Source organism: Pseudodesulfovibrio sp. lm2024 (assembly GCF_051175575.1).
Lineage (GTDB): Bacteria > Desulfobacterota > Desulfovibrionia > Desulfovibrionales > Desulfovibrionaceae > Pseudodesulfovibrio > Pseudodesulfovibrio caledoniensis.
This window is the reverse complement of record NZ_CP195092.1, coordinates 1,702,501-1,720,257: the sequence shown is the minus strand read 5'-3', so window position 1 is coordinate 1,720,257 and position 17,757 is coordinate 1,702,501. Positions and strand designations below refer to the sequence as shown.

General features: G+C 61.1%; 15 protein-coding genes, 1 tRNA gene, 2 rRNA genes and 1 pseudogene (1 of these 19 only partly in view). 4 read left to right on the top strand and 15 right to left on the bottom strand.

Annotated elements, in window-relative coordinates:
- Positions 1 to 642, bottom strand: coding sequence for a protein-L-isoaspartate(D-aspartate) O-methyltransferase (locus ACR42D_RS07885; RefSeq protein WP_484566273.1), 642 nt, complete (start codon positions 640 to 642; stop codon positions 1 to 3).
- A gap of 167 nt (positions 643 to 809) precedes the next feature.
- Between ACR42D_RS07885 and ACR42D_RS07880 the strand changes: the two genes are divergently transcribed.
- The 3 genes from ACR42D_RS07880 (at position 810) to ACR42D_RS07870 (ending at position 3,430) form a co-directional block, all read left to right on the top strand.
- Complete coding sequence (locus ACR42D_RS07880; protein ID WP_484566272.1) at positions 810 to 1,241, top strand: CBS domain-containing protein; 432 nt, start codon at positions 810 to 812, stop codon at positions 1,239 to 1,241.
- A gap of 178 nt (positions 1,242 to 1,419) precedes the next feature.
- Positions 1,420 to 2,772, top strand: coding sequence for a M23 family metallopeptidase (locus ACR42D_RS07875; RefSeq protein WP_484566271.1), 1,353 nt, complete (start codon positions 1,420 to 1,422; stop codon positions 2,770 to 2,772).
- Positions 2,773 to 2,887: 115 nt separating this feature from the next.
- Positions 2,888 to 3,430 (top strand): hypothetical protein, encoded by a 543-nt coding sequence (locus ACR42D_RS07870; RefSeq protein WP_484566270.1) that lies wholly within the window; start codon positions 2,888 to 2,890, stop codon positions 3,428 to 3,430.
- Here ACR42D_RS07870 and ACR42D_RS07865 read toward each other — a convergent pair.
- From ACR42D_RS07865 to ACR42D_RS07815, 11 genes and pseudogenes are all read right to left on the bottom strand, one after another.
- Positions 3,427 to 4,410, bottom strand: a complete 984-nt coding sequence (locus ACR42D_RS07865; RefSeq protein ID WP_484566269.1) for an ADP-ribosylglycohydrolase family protein — start codon at positions 4,408 to 4,410, stop codon at positions 3,427 to 3,429. The two genes, ACR42D_RS07870 and ACR42D_RS07865, sit on opposite strands and share 4 nt — an antisense overlap.
- Before the next feature lie 90 nt (positions 4,411 to 4,500).
- On the bottom strand, positions 4,501 to 6,963 hold the full coding sequence (gene lon / locus ACR42D_RS07860) for an endopeptidase La (RefSeq protein ID WP_484566268.1): 2,463 nt from the start codon (positions 6,961 to 6,963) through the stop codon (positions 4,501 to 4,503).
- A 107-nt stretch (positions 6,964 to 7,070) separates the two neighbouring features.
- On the bottom strand, positions 7,071 to 8,327 hold the full coding sequence (clpX, locus tag ACR42D_RS07855) for an ATP-dependent Clp protease ATP-binding subunit ClpX (protein ID WP_484566267.1): 1,257 nt from the start codon (positions 8,325 to 8,327) through the stop codon (positions 7,071 to 7,073).
- Positions 8,328 to 8,329: 2 nt separating this feature from the next.
- Positions 8,330 to 8,941 carry an ATP-dependent Clp endopeptidase proteolytic subunit ClpP gene (clpP, locus tag ACR42D_RS07850; RefSeq protein WP_484566266.1) on the bottom strand — a complete coding sequence of 204 codons (612 nt, stop codon included), beginning with the start codon at positions 8,939 to 8,941 and terminating at the stop codon, positions 8,330 to 8,332.
- 268 nt (positions 8,942 to 9,209) lie between these two features.
- Positions 9,210 to 10,694, bottom strand: a complete 1,485-nt coding sequence (tig, locus tag ACR42D_RS07845) for a trigger factor (protein ID WP_484566265.1) — start codon at positions 10,692 to 10,694, stop codon at positions 9,210 to 9,212.
- Between the two features lie 51 nt (positions 10,695 to 10,745).
- Positions 10,746 to 10,830: transfer RNA gene (locus ACR42D_RS07840), tRNA-Leu, on the bottom strand.
- A gap of 71 nt (positions 10,831 to 10,901) precedes the next feature.
- Positions 10,902 to 12,281, bottom strand: coding sequence for a bifunctional hydroxymethylpyrimidine kinase/phosphomethylpyrimidine kinase (gene thiD, locus ACR42D_RS07835; RefSeq protein WP_484566264.1), 1,380 nt, complete (start codon positions 12,279 to 12,281; stop codon positions 10,902 to 10,904).
- A gap of 113 nt (positions 12,282 to 12,394) precedes the next feature.
- The gene (locus ACR42D_RS07830; protein ID WP_071547183.1) at positions 12,395 to 12,823 is read right to left on the bottom strand and encodes a hypothetical protein; all 429 of its coding nucleotides are present in this window, start codon (positions 12,821 to 12,823) and stop codon (positions 12,395 to 12,397) included.
- Between the two features lie 125 nt (positions 12,824 to 12,948).
- On the bottom strand, positions 12,949 to 13,557 hold the full coding sequence (locus ACR42D_RS07825) for a hypothetical protein (RefSeq protein ID WP_484568488.1): 609 nt from the start codon (positions 13,555 to 13,557) through the stop codon (positions 12,949 to 12,951).
- 120 nt (positions 13,558 to 13,677) lie between these two features.
- Positions 13,678 to 13,836, bottom strand: a pseudogene (locus tag ACR42D_RS07820) (MerR family transcriptional regulator); the annotation flags it as partial.
- Positions 13,837 to 14,009: 173 nt separating this feature from the next.
- Positions 14,010 to 14,417 carry a hypothetical protein gene (locus ACR42D_RS07815; protein ID WP_484566263.1) on the bottom strand — a complete coding sequence of 136 codons (408 nt, stop codon included), beginning with the start codon at positions 14,415 to 14,417 and terminating at the stop codon, positions 14,010 to 14,012.
- 342 nt (positions 14,418 to 14,759) lie between these two features.
- Between ACR42D_RS07815 and ACR42D_RS07810 the strand changes: the two genes are divergently transcribed.
- Complete coding sequence (locus tag ACR42D_RS07810) at positions 14,760 to 15,158, top strand: Ros/MucR family transcriptional regulator (protein WP_484566262.1); 399 nt, start codon at positions 14,760 to 14,762, stop codon at positions 15,156 to 15,158.
- A gap of 319 nt (positions 15,159 to 15,477) precedes the next feature.
- Here the strand turns inward: ACR42D_RS07810 and ACR42D_RS07805 are convergent, their stop codons facing one another.
- From ACR42D_RS07805 to ACR42D_RS07795, 3 genes are all read right to left on the bottom strand, one after another.
- Complete coding sequence (locus ACR42D_RS07805) at positions 15,478 to 16,113, bottom strand: TetR/AcrR family transcriptional regulator (protein ID WP_484566261.1); 636 nt, start codon at positions 16,111 to 16,113, stop codon at positions 15,478 to 15,480.
- 769 nt (positions 16,114 to 16,882) lie between these two features.
- Positions 16,883 to 16,997: ribosomal RNA gene (gene rrf / locus ACR42D_RS07800) — 5S ribosomal RNA — on the bottom strand.
- Positions 16,998 to 17,063: 66 nt separating this feature from the next.
- Positions 17,064 to 17,757 (bottom strand): 23S ribosomal RNA (locus tag ACR42D_RS07795); it runs 2,247 nt beyond the window's last position.

Sequence of the window (17,757 nt, the reverse complement as noted above, 5' to 3'; positions counted from 1 at the left end):
CTACCAGCCATGGCTGCCCACGAGGTCCACGAAGGCTACGCCGCCCTTGTCCTCACGGGTGACCTGGCCGTCCTTCTTCTCCACCAGGATCAGGCTCTGGCTGCGCCGGGAGCCGCCCACCGGAATGAGCATGCGGCCGGGATCGGCCAGCTGGTCCACCAGCGGTGCCGGAACCTCGGGGCCGCCCGCCGTGACGATGATCCGGTCGAACGGGGCTTCGTCGGGCCAGCCCATGGTCCCGTCGTCGAGCTTGAGCTTGACCGAGAACATGCGCATGTCCAGAAACCGCTTGCGCGCCGCGTGGAACAGTTTCTTGATGCGCTCCACGGTGTAGACCTCGGCCCCCATGTGCGCCAGGACCGCCGCCTGGTAGCCGGACCCGGTGCCGATCTCCAGCACCTTCATGCCCGGCTCCACCTGGAGCAGTTCGGACATCAGCGCCACGATGTAGGGCTGGGAGATGGTCTGCCCCTCGCCTATGGGCAGGGGCCCGTCGCTGTAGGCCTTGTAGGCCAGGGCCTCCTCAACGAAAACATGGCGCGGCAGTTCGCGCATGGCCGCAAGCACGCGCTCGTCGGTCACGCCGCGCGCCTGAATCTGGTCGCGCACCATGCGCTCCCTGAGCCTTACCGGGTCAACCATCGTCTCTCCTGGGGATACGGCGTTCCATGAACGAAAACACCTGCGGGATGCTGAACAGATTTTACCCTCCAAGTCAACTCGGGGACCAAGAAATAAGCGGAAAGGGAGCAGAAATCTTGACACAATTCCCCTGTTGGCGGATTGTGGAGGTAGACCTAGGAGGAGTTATGCTGAAGGTGAAAGACCTCATGTCGTCCCCCGTCTTCTCCCTCAGGGAGAACGATTCTCTGCACAGCGCCCGGGAGCTCATGGACCTGCAACGCATCCGGCACATCCCCATCGTCACCGTGGACAATGTCTTCACCGGGCTCATCACCCACCGGGACATCCTGGCCGCGACCATCTCCAAACTGGCCGATCTCGACCCCGAGACGCAGAAGGAGATCGATTCCGGCATCCCCATCCACGAGATCATGCGCGCGGACATCACGTCGGTCACGCCGGAGACCTCCCTCAGGGACGCGGCCCGGTTCCTGTTGAACAACAAGTACGGGTGCCTGCCCGTGGTCGAGGGGGGCAGCCTGGTCGGCATCGTCACCGAGGCCGACTTCCTGCGTCTGACCATCAACCTGATGGACGGCCTGGAACAGGAAAGCTGACCCTGAGAGCCAAACCCGAAACCGAAGCCGCATCCTCGTGATGCGGCTTTTTTTTCAGGGATTCTCGCTCCCCCTGCCCCGCCCCGACGGCATGGGCGCGGACTTTTCCCCTTCTTCTCTTGTGTCCTATCCGGGAGTATTATAGAAATAGTCTAGATTTAATCACACAGGAAGTACCATGAGCAAAGACACAAGCCTGACTAAAAAGAAAAGCGGCGGCAAGCTGCCCCTGGGCGGCCTTCTGGCCATCATCGTTCTCCTGGCCCTCTGCGCCGGGGCCTTCATGATTTTCCGCGACACCACGCCCCCGGTGGTGTCCATCGGCCCGGACTCGGACCAGCTGGGCAAGGGGTCCACCCTGTCCGTCAAGGTGGACGATCCGGGCAGCGGCCTGAAGTCCCTGGAGATCTACGCCGTCCAGGGCGACAAGCGCATCCCCCTGGCCGCCAAGACCTACCCGGGCGGCATCCTCCAGGTCCAGGAGGACATCCCCCTGGACTCCGGAACCTTGCAGGAGGGCCGGTTCACCATCGAGGTCACGGCCCGTGACGCCTCCCTCTACCCCTTTGGCCAGGCGGGCACGAGCAAGGCCGAAAAGACCTATTCCCTGGACCTGACCCCGCCGCGCATCTATGTGGAGTCCCCGGTCAACAACCTGAACCAGGGCGGCGCGGGGCTGATGATCTACGCCCTGAGCGAAGAGGCGGCCAAAACCGGCATCCAGGTCGGCGAGCGGTTCTTCCCGGCCTACCTGCAGCCCGGCAACGGGGGCAAGTTCCTCTACTACTGCCTGTTCGCCCATCCGTGGGACGTGCCGGTCAAGGACTTCCAGCCGTTCATCGTGGCCTCGGACGCCGCCGGGAACAGCGCCAAGCGGTCCTTCAACTACCACACCAACCCGCGCGCCTTCCGCCAGGACAGGATCAACCTGTCCGACAGCTTCATGGAGCAGACCATCCCCGAATTCCAGGGGCTGGTCCCCAACCAGGGCTCGCCGCTTGACCAGTACCTGTACATCAACAACACCATCCGCAAGGAGAACCGGGCCAAACTGGTGGAGTTCAGCCGCCAGACCAGCCCGACCATGCTCTGGTCCGGCACGTTCGTGCGTCTGCCCAACGCGGCCAACCGCGCCCGCTTCGCCGATGCCCGCGACTACATGTACCAAGGCAAGAAGGTGGACCACCAGACCCACCTCGGACTTGACCTGGCCAGCATCCAGCACGCGCCGGTCCCGGCGGGCAACGACGGCCGGGTGGTCTTCGCCGACTTCCTGGGCATCTACGGCAACGTGGTCGTCCTGGACCATGGCCTGGGGCTGCAATCCCTCTACGCCCACCTGTCGTCCATAGCCGTGCACCCCGGCGACATGGTCCAGAAGGGCCAGATCATCGCCCACACCGGGGCCACCGGCCTGGCGGGCGGCGACCACCTGCACTACGGCATCACCGTGGGCGGCGTGCCCACCCAGCCTATCGAATGGTGGGACGGGACCTGGATCAAGCACAACATCACCTCGAAAATCCAGTAATACCGAGAAGAAAGCGGCCCGCCTCAAGCGGGCCGCTTCGTTTTCGGGCACCTTTTTTCCGGACCGATTCCTGCATGGCTACCGGGGGCGGCAATCCTTTCCCCCGGGAGAAGACATGAACATATCCACCGATCCGACCACCTGGCCCGATTCCACCGCGACCACCCGGCTGCTCAGCCGGTCACGGAACATCTCGCCCGTAGACGAGGAAACCGTGGAGGCCGAAGAGAACGCCATCGAGGGCTCGCCCTTCTCCTTCCGAAAGGAACTCTCGCCCGAGGAGGAGCAGCGGGTGCAATTCCTGCAGAACCTCCTGGCCCAGACCATGGCCATGGCCGAAGGCAATCCCACGGACGAACAGAAGACGCGCATCCGCGACATCGAGAACGAGCTGGAAAAGATCACCGGCGTCAAGATGCGCTCCCGCATCTCGAAGATGACGGCCAAGATGCCCGGCAAGACCGACGAGGAAGAGGAAAAGGAACGGGAGCAGAAGTACCAGCTCCGGGGCATGGACCCCGAAGAGGCGGTGCACAACAACAAGCCGCTGACGGGCAAGGGCGACAATCCGGGCATGAAGATGCTCCGCCAAAACGCCCTGCTCACGGCAATCGGCACCGAGGCCCTGTCCTCCACCCTCTCGACGATGGGCCTCTAGTCCAGGGCCGAAGCCACCTTTTCCGCGCCCTCCAGTATCTCGTCCCGGTCGCGCAACCCGTCCACGAACCGCTTGGGGATGCCCCGCAGGCCGACCCGCGCCCCGGAAAGGGCCCCGGTCAGGCACGCGCGGGCCATGTTGTTTCCCCCGCCGTTGATCGCCGTGAGCACGGCGGTCTCGAAGTCGGCATACCGGCTGGACAGCCAGTAGGCCGCCGGGACCATGAAGCCGAGCTGGCAGGCCAGGCCGTAGATCTGGGCGATGCGCTCCGGCGGGTCCACCAGGATGTCCGCGTCGACCGCCGCCTCATGCACCAGGCCGGGCTGCAGGAAGACGTCGATGAGCGCCCGGTCCACTTCCTTCTGGGCCCAACCCATGAGCGACTTGCCGGACTTCTCCAGGGTCTTGCCCCGGATCAGGCGGCACACGGCCAGGATGAAGGCCAGGGACTGCGCGGCCACGAACGGCTCGGCGTGGGTCAGATGGATGTTGACCATGGCGTGGGCGGCCAAACCGCGCGGATCGTCGGCGTAGCGCGCGGCCAGCATGACCCCGCGCACGGCGGCCTCGCCCGAATCGGACAGCCCGGCGGCTTCGGACCAGGGCTTGCCGTCCTTACGCGCCTGCCAGACCTCGCGCATGGCGATGTCCGTATACCGCCCACCCTGCGGCGTGCCGTCGATGGTCTTGAGGAATTCGTCCAGCCGGGCCGTGAAGTCGCCCTCGTCGTACCCGCCCTTCTCCGCCAGGGACCCGAGCAGGAGCATGGACACCTGCCCGGTCTGGGACACGTCCCCGGCCTGACAGCCGTCGTGGTAGCGGCCGGGCTTGGGAGGCCGGTAGTCCGTGATCCAGTCGCCGTAGTCGGCGCGCAGCTCGTTCAAGTCGTAATACCAGTGCGGGCCCAACCCCAGGGCGTCGCCGATGTACATGCCGACTATCGCGCCCATGGCGCGTTCCTTTCTCGTCAGTTCGCTCATGAGTGACCTCCAGGTTCCCTCAAGAGTACACGAAAAAAGCCGGACGGCAAGATTACCGTCCGGCTTTGTTTCCGATTCGTATGCAGGGTTCTACTGGCGGGCGGGCCGCTGGAACTCTTCCTTGAGGAGGCAGGCGGCCACAGGGGCCTCGCCGTGGTTGCGCACCCAGATGTTCCTGGAATTGCCCTCCAGCGCCTTGTCGATGACCTGGTCCATGGTCTTGACCGGGATGACTTCGAGGTCCTTGAGGATGTCCTTGGGAACGTCCTGCAGGTTCTTCTCGTTGTCGGCCGGGATGAGCACGGTCTTGATCAGCCCGCGATGGGCGGCCAGCAGCTTTTCGCGCAGCCCGCCGATGGGCAGCACGCGGCCGCGCAGGGTGATCTCGCCGGTCATGGCCAAGTCGTTGCGCACCGGGATGTTCAGCAGCGCGGAGATGAGCGCCGTGGTCAGGGTGACGCCGGCGGACGGGCCGTCCTTGGGAGTGGCCCCGTCCGGCACGTGGATGTGGATGTCCACGAGCTTGTAGAAGTCGGGCTTGAGGCCCAGCAGGTCGGACCGGGAGCGGATGTAGGACACGGCCGCCCGCGCGGATTCCTGCATGACGTCGCCGAGCTTGCCGGTGATCTCCACCTTGCCCTTGCCGGGCATGAGGACCACTTCGACCAGCAGCATCTCGCCGCCGAGCTGGGTCCAGGCCAACCCGTTGCACACGCCCACCTGGGCCTCTTCCTCACGTTCGCCGTAGGTGAACTTGGTCACGCCCAGGATCTTCTGCAGGCTCTGCTTGGATATCTGGATGGACTTGTCGCGGTCGTGGTCCTCCACGATCTTCATGGCGGACTTGCGGCAGATGGAGGCGATCTCGCGCTCCAGGTTACGCACGCCCGCTTCCTTGGTGTAGTAGCGGACCACGTCCAGGATGGCGTTGTCCGAGACCTTCAGGTTATCGGGCTTGAGCCCGTGCTGCTTGATCTGCTTGGGCAGCAGGAATCCCTTGGCGATCTCCACCTTTTCGGTCTCCAGGTAGCCGGGCAGCCGGATGATCTCCATGCGGTCCTGCAGCGGCAGCGGAATGCCTTCCAGGTTGTTGGCCGTGGTGATGAAGAACACCTTGGACAGGTCGTAATCCAGGTCCAGGTAGTGGTCGTTGAAGGCGTAGTTCTGCTCCGGGTCCAGCACTTCGAGCAGGGCCGCGGACGGGTCGCCACGGAAGTCGGCGGACATCTTGTCCACCTCGTCCAGGCAGATGACCGGATTGTTGAACTTCACGCGCTTGAGCGACTGGATGATCTTGCCGGGCATGGCCCCCACGTAGGTTCGCCGGTGGCCGCGAATCTCGGCCTCGTCGCGCACGCCGCCCAGGGACAGCCGGATGAACTCGCGGTCCATGGAACGGGCGATGGAACGGGCGATGGACGTCTTGCCCACGCCCGGAGGGCCGACGAAGCAGAGGATGGGACCCTTCATGGTCTCCACCAGGGTCTGCACGGCCAGATATTCGAGGATGCGTTCCTTGGGCTTTTCCAGGCCGTAGTGGTCCTCGTCGAGAATGGCGCGGGCATTGGCGATGTCCACGTCCTTGTCGTCCTTGATGTTGTCCCAGGGCAGGTCGAGCACCCAGTCGATGTAGTTGCGGACCACGGTGTACTCCGCACTGGACGACTGCATGGTCCGCATCTTCTTGATTTCCTTGCGGACACGCTCGCGATTCTCTTCGGACATGGGCTTGGCGTCCAGCTGGGCCTCCAGCTCCTGCGCCTCGGCCTGCGGGTCGTCGTCGCGGCCCATCTCCTTGTTGATGGCCTTGACCTGCTCGTTGAGATAGTACTCCCGCTGGTTCTTCTCCATCTGGTCCTTGACGCGCCCCTTGACGCGCTTCTCGATGGAGACGATCTCGATCTCGCCGAGCAGCAGCTCGTAGACGCGTTCGAGACGGCGGTTGGGATCGAGCTCTTCGAGAATCTCCTGCTTGCGGGAGAAGTCGATCTTGAGGTGCGGCATGATCTGGTCGGCTAGCTGGCCCGCGTCCTTGATGGTGGACATGGCCAGGATGGCCTCGGGGGCCACCTTCTTGTTGACCTTGCCGAACTCCTCGAGCGAATCCTGGACCGCGCGGATGAGGGCCTTGCCCTCGGCGGTCTCGTCGCCGGACTCGTCCAGGACGGAGAACCGGGCCTTGGGATAATCCCCCTCCTCGTCGGCATAGGGGATCATGTCCGTTTCCGGGTCCCAGGCGGCGCGGGAAACGCCCTCGAACAGCACCTTGATGGTGCCGTCGGGAAGACGCAGCATCTGCAGGATCTTGCTGACCGTACCGATGCGGTAGAGATCATCCGCTTCGGGATGCTCTTTCTCCGGGCTCTTCTGGGTGACCAGGAATATCTGCTTGCCGTAGTCGGCGACCGCGGTTTCTATGGCCTTGATGGAGGCCTCGCGTCCCACGAAGAGCGGGACGATGGATTTCGGGAACATGACCACTTCCCTCAACGACATCATCGGGAGGGTCATGGAATCAGGGGATTTCTTGCCGTCAAAGCTGAAGGTCGGCATTGATTCCTCCGGGGGTTAAAATAAGGCGGTCCCCCCATGCGGGGGGAATGGACACCGCCGATGCACAACAAGTAAGGCCCGCGGGCGGAATGTCAATTAGAAGTTCCCTAAGCGGACTTTACTTCCTGATGGTACATCAGGAGCGGGTCCATGTCCTTCTCGACCACGGCCGCGTTGATCACGCATTCGCGTACGTCGGGCATGGCAGGGAGCTTGTACATGATCTCGAGCATGGTGGTTTCCAGCACGTTGCGCAGGCCGCGCGCGCCGGTCTTGCGCTCGATGGCCTTCTTGGCGATGGCCCGCAGCGCGTTCTCGGTGAAGGTCAGCTCCACCTTGTCCAGCTCGAAAAGCTTGCGGTACTGCTTGATCAGCGCGTTCTTGGGCTCGGTCAGGATGCGCACCAAGTCGTCCTCGGTCAGCTCTTCCAGGGCGGTCTGCACCGGGATGCGGCCGACGAACTCGGGGATCAGGCCGAACTTGATCAGGTCCATGGGCTCGGACAAAGCGAACAACTCGCCCAGGTCCATTTCCCGCTTGGCTTCGACCTTGGCGCCGAAGCCCATGCCGGAGCCCTGCTTGCGCTGCTGCACGATCTTGTCCAGGCCGATGAAGGCGCCGCCCAGGATGAACAGGATGTTCGAGGTATCCATGCGGATGAACTCCTGCTGGGGGTGCTTGCGCCCGCCCTTGGGCGGGATGTTGGCCTCGGTGCCTTCGATGATCTTGAGCAGGGCCTGCTGCACGCCCTCGCCGGACACGTCGCGGGTGATGGACGGCGAATCGCCCTTGCGGGCCACCTTGTCGATCTCGTCGATGTAGATGATGCCGCGCGAGGCCGCGTCGATGTCGTAGTCGGCGTTCTGGAGCAGCTGCACCAGGATGTTCTCGACGTCCTCGCCCACGTAGCCGGCCTCGGTCAGGGTGGTGGCGTCCGCGATGGCGAACGGCACCTTGAGCACCCGGGCCAGGGTCTGGGCCAGGAGCGTCTTGCCCGAGCCGGTGGGGCCGATGAGCAGGATGTTGGACTTGTCGATCTCGACATCGTCCGCGCCCGCGTTGGCGGCGGCGTAGAAAACGCGCTTGTAGTGGTTGTGCACGGCCACGGACAGGATCTTCTTGGCCTGTTCCTGGCCGATGACGTACTGGTCCAGCAGCTCCTTGATCTCCTGCGGAGGGAGCAGGCGGCCATCCTCGAATTCCTCGCTGATGGTCTCCTGGGCCATGATGTCGTTGCACAGGGCAACGCATTCATCGCAGATGTATACGTCCGGCCCGGCTATGAGCCGTTGCACCTCCGCCTGGGTCTTGCTGCAGAACGAGCAGCACAGGTCGGGTGAATTGTTCTTCTTGTCGGTCGTCATGGCTATGAACCCTTGATGCTTTCGTCCACGTCCGCTCTCGACTTCATGACCTTGTCGATGAGTCCGTACTCGAGGGCTTCCTCGGACGACATGAAATAATCGCGGTCGGTATCCGCGGTGATCTTTTCGATGGACTGGCCCGTGTGGTGGGACATGATCCCGTTGAGCTCGTCCTTCATGCGCAGGATTTCCCTGGCATGGATGGAGATGTCCGAGGCCTGGCCCTGCGCGCCGCCCAGCGGCTGGTGGATCAGGATACGGCTGTGAGGCAAAGCGTAGCGCATGCCCTTCTCGCCCGCGCAGAGCAACAGGGAGGCCATGCTGGCCGCCTGGCCCATGCACAGGGTCGCCACCGGCGCGGAGATGTACTGCATGGTGTCGTAGATGGCCATGCCTGCGGTGACTACGCCGCCGGGCGAGTTGATGTACATGTAGATTTCCTTTTCCGGGTCCTCGGACTCCAGGAACAGGAGCTGGGCGCAGATCAGGCTGGCCACGTGATCGTCGATGGCGGTGCCGAGCAGGATGATCCGGTCTTTGAGAAGCCGGGAATAGATGTCGTACGCTCGCTCCGTACGACCGGTAGTTTCGATGACCATCGGAATGGCGACCATATATGTCTCCTTGAAGGCTCTTGGGCGGGTTATCGGATGTCCGGAGGAAAAACGTTAGCCCCCACGCACCCTTGATCGGGCGCACAACACCCGTATCCACTCAGTTTTACGTCATTCATTATGAGATATTTCCCCTGTGAGGACAAGGGAAACTTCTCCCGCTGCCGGAACCAAATAGGCATCCGCGGGGCAAGGTCAAGGGCGCGTGCAAAAAAACGGCGGCCCGGAAGCTCCCGGACCGCCGTTTGTCTTGAATCGATGCGAAGAGCTAGGCCTGTTCAGCCTCGAACTTGTCGGCGCGCTCCTGGAGCTTGGCCAGGGAGTATCCCTTGGCGGTGGTCTCCTTGAGGCCCAGGTTGGCCACGGCCCATTCCACGGCCTCGGCCTTGTCCTTGAACTGGATTCCGCCGGACTTGGCCTCGGCCTTCTCGGCCGGAGCCTTCTTGGCGGCCTCGCCAGCGGTGGGGGCCGGGATCAGCTTGACCTCGGCGGCGTCGTAGATCATCTCGGACGCCTTGTCGCACAGCAGACGGTCCTTCAGAGGCACGATGAGGTTGTTGTCCTCGTAGTACTTCTTCAGCTCGTGCAGGGGCTGGCGGGACTGCATGGCCAGCTGGGACAGGGTGGCCTCGATCTCCTCGGGGGAGATTTCCAGCCCTTCCTGAGCGGCCACGGCCAGCAGGAAGATTTCGGACTTGACTGAAGCCTCGGCCTCGGGGCGGAAGCCCTCACGCAGTTCCTCCGGGGTCTTGCCCAGGGACTGGAAGCCCTTGCCCTGGCGGTCCAGACGGTACTCCAGGTCCTTGAGCAGACGGTCGATGCGATCCTCGACCATGGCCGGAGGCAGCGGAAATTCCGTAATGCTGCCGATGATGGAGTTCAGCAGCTCGCTCTGGGCCGCCGCCTTGTTCATCTGCTTGCGCTGGGAGGCGTAGGACTCGCGGATGCCGGTGCGCATGGTCTCGACGTCCTTGAAACCGGCCTTCTGGGCCACGGCGTCGGTCATCTCGGGCTTGATGCGCTCCTTGACCGCGTGCAGCTTGGCCTTCATGGTCACGGTCTGGCCGGCCAGGTTCTCGTTGATGAAGTCGGCCGGGAAGGTGATGTCGGTCTCGCCGGACTCGCCGGAGGTCAGGGTCTTGATCATGTCCTCGAACTCGGGCAGGGCCTGGTTCTGGCCCAGGACCAGGTCGAAGTTCTCGGCCTGGATGCCCTCGACGATCTGGCCGTCGCGGTAGGCGCCGAAGCTCACGGAGGCGACCTCGCCGTCCTTGGGCGGACGGACGTCCTCGATGACCTTGACCTCGGCGTTGTTTTCGAGGATGCGTCCCTCGACCTCGGCGATCTCCTCGTCGGTGACGACCACGTCCACTTCCTCGACCTTCAGCCCCTTGTACTCGGGCAGATCGAGCTTGGGCGCAACCTCGAATTCGATGGAGTACTTGAAGTCCTCGTCGCGGACCAGTTCCTCGGCATCCACGTCGATGCGCGACATGGGCTGCATGGACAAGCCGCTCATGATCTCGTTGATCTGGTAGTTGATCAGATCGGTGGTCGCTTCGCCGTAGACCTGCTTGTGGTACTTCGACTCGATGATGGAAGACGGCACCTTGCCCTTGCGGAAGCCCTTGACATCGGCCTGCATGCGATACAGGGCGATGGTGGCGGAGAGAGCGGCATTGACCTCTTCTGTGGGGACCTCAACGGTGATCTTGCGTTTCACCGGGGAGAGTTCTTCAACATTGTATTCCATGAGACGTATCCTCCTCAAACGCCTGGGCAGGCGCGTAAATATGGCATTTTGTGGTGCGGGCGGAGGGACTCGAACCCCCAAACCGTGAGGTACCAGATCCTAAATCTGGCGCGTTTACCAATTCCGCCACGCCCGCAAAAAGAACGTGCTGTTTAAGCAAGCTCTCGCGCATATGTCAACCTGTAGGGGCCTTGCCGGTGCGGAAATCTACACATCGTCGGGGTTTTCCGTCATTTCGTCGGCTATCCCGCGCAAAATGGCGGTCAATTCTCCCATGTCCGGGGCCAGCACGTACACGGCCGGTTCCCGGCCCATGCCGCCTGGATCGCCCAGGGCGCGGACCGTTTCCGGGTCCGCATGCGCCTTGAGAACCTCCAGGCCGCCCCACTCCTCGAAGCGGCCGTCCTCATCGGTGACGTATTCAGGCCGCCCTTCCCAATCCATCCAGGCTATTTCCATATTGAGAGCCGAGAGCGCCCGGAGCACGGGTTCGCCCCCGGCCAGGGTCATGGCGCAGTGCAGTTCCGGCCGGACCCGACGGGCGGCCAGCAACAGCGAGGCCGCGCGCACCGACGCCCCGAACTCGGGGTAGCCGACCACGTCGACCATGCCCCGGACCGTGGTGATGAATCCGCCGGAAAATCCGGCCACGTCTTTAACGGACTCCGCGAAGGGCACGGCCACGGCCACGTTGGCCCGGCCGCGCGGCAGCATGTCCTGGAGTCCGGGCCTGGCGGCCAGCCGCCTGCCGAAATCGTCCACCGAGGCCAGCACGTCGCCCCGGGCGCGTTCCCTGGTCCACGGCGCGAGGTGGTTGACCGGGCCGCCCCCCTCCCCGAGCCGGTATCCGGCGCGCAGGGCCAGGTTCAGGTACTCCTGGCCGCGCAGGATGGCCGCGCCCATGTCGAGCCCCCGGGCCAGCCCGGTGGCGATGGCCGAGGACAGGGTACAGCCGGTGCCGTGGGTGCAGTCCGTGTCGACCCGCCGCTGCATGAACGGGATCGGGTCCGCGCCGGGCGTCATGTACCAGTCGGTCACGGCCAGGGAGTCGGTGTGCCCGCCCTTGATGAGCACCGCCTTGGGGCCCATCTTGAGGAGCAGCTTCCCGGCCAGGAAGACGTCCTCCCGGCTCTTGATCCTCATGCCGGTGAACAGCTCGGCCTCGGGCAGGTTCGGGGTCAGCAGGTCGGCCAGTGGGAACATCCGGTCCACCATGGCCTCCACCGCGTCGTCCTGCAGCAGTTTGCCGCCGGACGTGGCCACGCAGACCGGATCGACCACCAGGGGGAAGGTCTTCTTCTCCAGCAGCGCGGCCAGGGCCTCGATGATCGGGGCGGAAAAAAGCATGCCGGTCTTGGCCGCGTCGACCTTGATGTCGTCGAGCACGGTCTTGAGCTGCAGGGCCACGAACTTGGCCGACGGGGCGTGGATGCCGGTCACGGCGGCGGTGTTCTGGGCGGTCAGGGCGGTGATGACGCTGGCCCCGTACCCGCCGAGCATGGTTATTGTCTTGAGATCGGCCTGGATGCCCGCCCCGCCGCCGGAGTCGGACCCGGCGATGGTCAGGACGCAGGGATTTCTATCCATTGTTCTCCTCCAGAAAAACGCTCACCGCCAAAAAACAACGATCGCCGGAGGCTGGCAACACCCGCATCCGACAATCGCAGAGGGAAAAACAAAGACGGCCGCACGGCCGCCGATCAACCGCAGGACAACTTGACGTAGTCTTCGACGGAGACGCCGTTCCAGGCCTTGCTGACCCAGTAGGCCGTGGCCCAGATCATCAGGGCGGTGGCCTGCAGGTCGGTCAGACGGCGCAGCTTCACCTCAAGGTTGCTCTTGCTCGCGCCATGCTGGATGTGGACGCTGTGCTCGTCGCACGCCTCTTCCACCCGAAGCAGCAGATACGCCTGCTTGGACTGGTTGGGCAGCAGCTTCACTTCCTTATGGGATTCGAGGATGGTCTTGAGCTCGGCAACGGAAAAATCGCTCGACACGTTGCGGATGGATTTGAAAAAGACGTCAACGGCCCAGGGCAGGATGAACTCGGCTCCGGCACTCTTGGTCTTGAAATAGTCCTTGAGCCACTTTTCCTGATCATGGGTAATTCTAGCAGCGACCTGGGGCATACCGTCTCCTCCAAATGAACCGGCGAAACTTAGTACCTGATAGTATATTTGGCAGTAGCTATATAAAGGAAACGGCCAAATCAATCAAGAGTTTTTCTAGAAGAACATTAAAACAATTACGGCCGTTACCCGTTGAAAACAGTCCTTAATTGGCGGAACAAAGTGAGCAGGAGCGCGTCGGGCGCGTCGTTGCCGTCGATGTTCAGGCGGATAATCTCCGTGACTGTATTCCGGCTGGGCGTGACCGTCTTCTTAGCCACCAGGACGATGTTCTGCTCGCGCCCGTCCTCGCCGTCCCGGGTGCGTACCACGAGCACCCAATGCCCGTCCTGCCGCTTCCAAGAGGTCTCCACCGCCACGGTGGCCGACTCCTTGCGCTCGATGAGCTGCACGAAATCCTTGAGGGAAAAATGCTTGCCCTTGCCCTGCACGCCGAGGAACTCGCCCCCGGAGGCGATAACCAGCGGGCTGGCCAGGAACTCGGCGGGCGGGAAGTCGATGCTTGAGCCGCCGCCCTGCCCTGCCGACAACCTGCGTTTGAGCGAGGCGACCTCATCCCGCAGGGTGCGGACGACCTCCTCCTGCCTGGCCGACTCGGCCTCGCGCTCGGCTCGCAGCGCGGCCACTTCGTCCCGCAGGGAACGGATCTCGCTGCGGAACAGGGACTGGTTGTCCAACACGTCGGACATCCGCGACAGCACGCCCGCCAGGTCCTGCATGGCGCCAAGGGACACAGGCTGTTCAAATGCCTGATCAGACTGTTGATCATTCATTAACATGCCAAATTTCAATGCTAATTCTTGTTCAATTTGTTCAGTTGACCAATTGTCGTTGAACATCTTTCGAATCCTCCTGAAGATTTCCAAGACCTCTACTGGATACCGCGTCCGGCGTCCGGCGCCGCCCTCGGAGGGGATGAACCTTTCAAATTTATCCTTATAATACACGATAGTAGAAGGCGGTATATCCAACCGCCGCCCCACTTCGCGCAAACTGATAAATTTCCTGCTCATCCCGTCAGCCCCTGTTGATCATTAATCATTTCATTGAACATTATAGGCGATATAACGCCATGTCAACCTATTTTCGAACAACACCGAACAACACTGATCAACACAGTGAACAGAAAAAAGGTGCGGCGCACTGAGCGCCGCACCTTTGGTGCATCGAAATCGGTGGCGATCCGCTACTTTTCCAGTTCGCCGCGAACTTCCTTGAGGGACTGCAGAATGCCCTGCATCTTTTCGCGCAGAGCCTGGTCCTCGAGGGTGTTGCCGAGATAGGCGGACTTCATGGCCATCTCGTTGACCATGTCCAAGGCGAGCAGCCGCTTCATCTGGAGCGGAAGGCCCTCCTCCATCTTGACCATGCGGTCGTCGAGTTGGGAGACATCCTGACGTAGCGCGCCCAGGCTCTTCACCTCTTCGGTGAGCCCGGCGATGTTCCTGTTCATGCCGAAAAAGAAGATGACCAGCAACACGACCACGAGCAGGGAGACGATGACAGCGACCTTGCTCATGTCCCGGCTGGTGGCGCTGGCGGCCGCTGCTGGCGCAGCCTGCTGCGCGGTCTCTGCGTTGGTCTGTTTATCCACGTGAACCGCCTCCAATTTATGGATTTTATGTCCGTCAGAACCCATTTAACTCTCCATTGATTGTGCTTTACTGGATACTACCGCCTCAACGTTTTAGCATATACTTCACCCTGCAAAAGGAATCAAGGGTGAGCAACGTTCAAGGACCGATCTTTCCTTTTTGAGGTTCCATACGCTCCAGATTCGTTATTCTTTCACTCAACAATCTGCAATTTTCTTGACACACGACGCCGTATGTTGAATATGATTTAGCTGCGGTGACACTTAAGCATTACAACATTGGACCCGATGCAGTTGCTTCGGAACTGTATCGCGAAAAGTCCGAGTAACAAGGAGACTCTTATGGAAGATTACTTGCAAGAGGCACTGGAGATCGTGAAGGCGCAGGCAAGTGTGCGGACCATGACTGAGGAAGAAATCACCTCCATGGTACAGAAACTGGCCGCCGGCATCAAAGCCATCGCCGAAGGGGACGTGGTCGAGAGCGGTGCCCCCGCGGCCGTCGATCCTCAGAAGGCCATCCGCGAAAAGTCCATTCTCTGCTGTGCCTGCGGCAAGTCCTTCAAGGTGCTGACCAAGAAGCATCTGGCCACCCACGGCATGACCCCGGAAGAATACCGGGAGCAGTACGGATATAAGAAGAAACTTCCCCTGGTCTGCAAATCCCTGCAGCGGGAGCGTCGCAAGAAGATGAAAGAGATGCAGCTCTGGACCAAGAGAACATCCGCCAAGAAAAAGTAGAGCATTCCACTCTATCCCGGATTGATGCAAGGGAGTAGCGGCTTACACCGCTGCTCCCTTGTTTATGTGATACAGCGCAACGGCTCATGCAATGCGCGTGTCAGCCGCGAACAGACTGCAAGCCATCAACACCAGGCCCTCCCGAGATGAACGCGGCGGCCCGCATCAAAGGCTATTGATCTTGCAGGCGGTACAGACCTCGCCGAAGCCGACCAAGGTGGACGGCTATTGTGGGCTGGCAGACCAGTCACCGAATGGCTGGATTTTAATTATTACACGTTAATAAAAGCAAAAAAGCCAGGATACAACCGGGCCTTTTTTACTGCTTGAGCGTTCGAGTAAGCATCAAATCCAGAGTGTCTTCAATCCGCTTCCAACCGGCTTCGGACTGCAGGTCGATCCCGCCTAGGCTGCGGTGCATGCGCGAGCGCACGGCCAGGAAGTTGACCGACGCAGCCAGGATCATGACCAGCGCGGTCAGGTCCACCTCTTCGGGCGGATCGGTCTGCATCAACTCGAAGAACTCCAGAGCGGTCTTGACCCGGACCTCTTCCAGGGCGCGGGTCAGATCGTTGCGCACCACGCCTTCCCAGGCCAATATCTCGAGGGTCTGCGGTCTGCGCAGGATGGCCCGCATGTACCGCCTGAAGAACTGGGACATCAGCTCGGCCGGGGACATCGCCCGGATGCGTTCGGCGTCCTCTCCGAGCAATTCCTCGGCTGTGGGCCAAAACTCCACGGTCCTGCCATACTCGGCCACAAGCCCTTCCAATCCCTGGTAATACCGGTAGATCAACTTCTTATCCACACCGGCCTCACGGGCGATCATATTGACACCCAAGCGCTGGAACCCGACCTTGGCGAGCACCTTGCCCACGGCCTTGACCAGCTTCTCCTTGGTAATTTCCTTGTTCCGGATGGGTATGACCTTGGGAACGGCCTTCAAAGTCGCCATAACCCCTCCTTAAGCTAAAAAAATCCGGCTACAAACAGTATCTCAGACACTTGGCGCCCCGGCAAGGATATTTCCACATCCGTTCACCAGGGAGCCACCGACCGGACTGTTCTTCTTTTTAGAATATAGCGCCGCACAGTTACCAGGTAACGAACCCCATGGTTTTTCGGTACATCAACAGGAAGAGCTGCATGACGGCTGCCCCATGCGTTCGCTTGGACTGTGACCGAAAATATGTTCGAATGGCGCAAGACATGGCTTTGTTGGACGATGTCACTTCGTCGGCGTTCAAATCCACTCTCACCTCAAAGGCGGCCGACCATGTTCAGGCAAAAGGAATGGTCTTTCACCGGATCCTCCGGAACAACATACATTTTCTCCATCCGTCCCAAGAGCGATGGACTGCCTCGATCCGCAGGCGTCTACATTCAGGCATACACCCGTCCGCGAGGACACATGGCGGGCTGGCGGGTGAATCCACTACACATAGGCCAGGCCGAAGATATCGCCTCGGCGGTCGACCACGCAGGGGAGCCACCTACGAGCCGCTGCACCGTCTGGAACAGCAATTTCATTCTCCTGGAATCCAGCCCCTCAGCCAGGGATAAATGCGTACGCGACCTGGATATGCCGGGCGTAGACTACATGGAAATTGGCATCGATTGAGTTAACGCGCCCGAACTCCTGCACTCGCCGCAACCTCGGAAAGAACGTCCACCCCAAACGCAAAAAGCCCTCAGTCGTTATGACTGAGGGCTTTTGAAATATTCCTTGGCGGCGACCTACTTTCCCACACGCTACCATGCAGTATCATCGGCGATGGAGGGCTTAACTACCGGGTTCGGAATGGGACCGGGTGTACCCCCTCCTCCTTGGCCACCAAGAAAATTTTGGCGAACCGGAGTTCGGAATATATTAGTAAATAGGGGAAGAGAGAATTCCATTAATTGTTAAATAAGCCGCACGATCTATTAGTACTGGTCAGCTGAACAACTCACGTTGCTTACACCTCCAGCCTATCAACCTTGTAGTCTTCAAGGGATCTTCAGGGACATATAGTCCAGGGAGAACTAATCTTAAGGCTGGCTTCCCGCTTAGATGCTTTCAGCGGTTATCCGTTCCGAACTTAGCTACCCTGCAGTGCCACTGGCGTGACAACAGGAACACCATAGGTTCGTCCACCCCGGTCCTCTCGTACTAGGGGCAGACCCTCTTCAATTCTCCTACGCCCACGGAGGATAGGGACCAAACTGTCTCACGACGTTTTAAACCCAGCTCGCGTACCACTTTAAACGGCGAACAGCCGTACCCTTGGGACCTGCTTCAGCCCCAGGATGTGATGAGCCGACATCGAGGTGCCAAACCGCGTCGTCGATGTGAACTCTTGGACGCGATCAGCCTGTTATCCCCGGCGTACCTTTTATCCTATGAGCGATGGCCCTTCCATTCGGAACCACCGGATCACTAAGACCAACTTTCGTTCCTGCTCGAGATGTCTCTCTCACAGTCAAGCTCCCTTATGCCTTTGCACTCAACGGCTGGTTTCCAATCAGCCTGAGGGAACCTTTGCAAGCCTCCGTTACATTTTAGGAGGCGACCGCCCCAGTCAAACTACCCACCAGACACTGTCTCCACACCGGATAA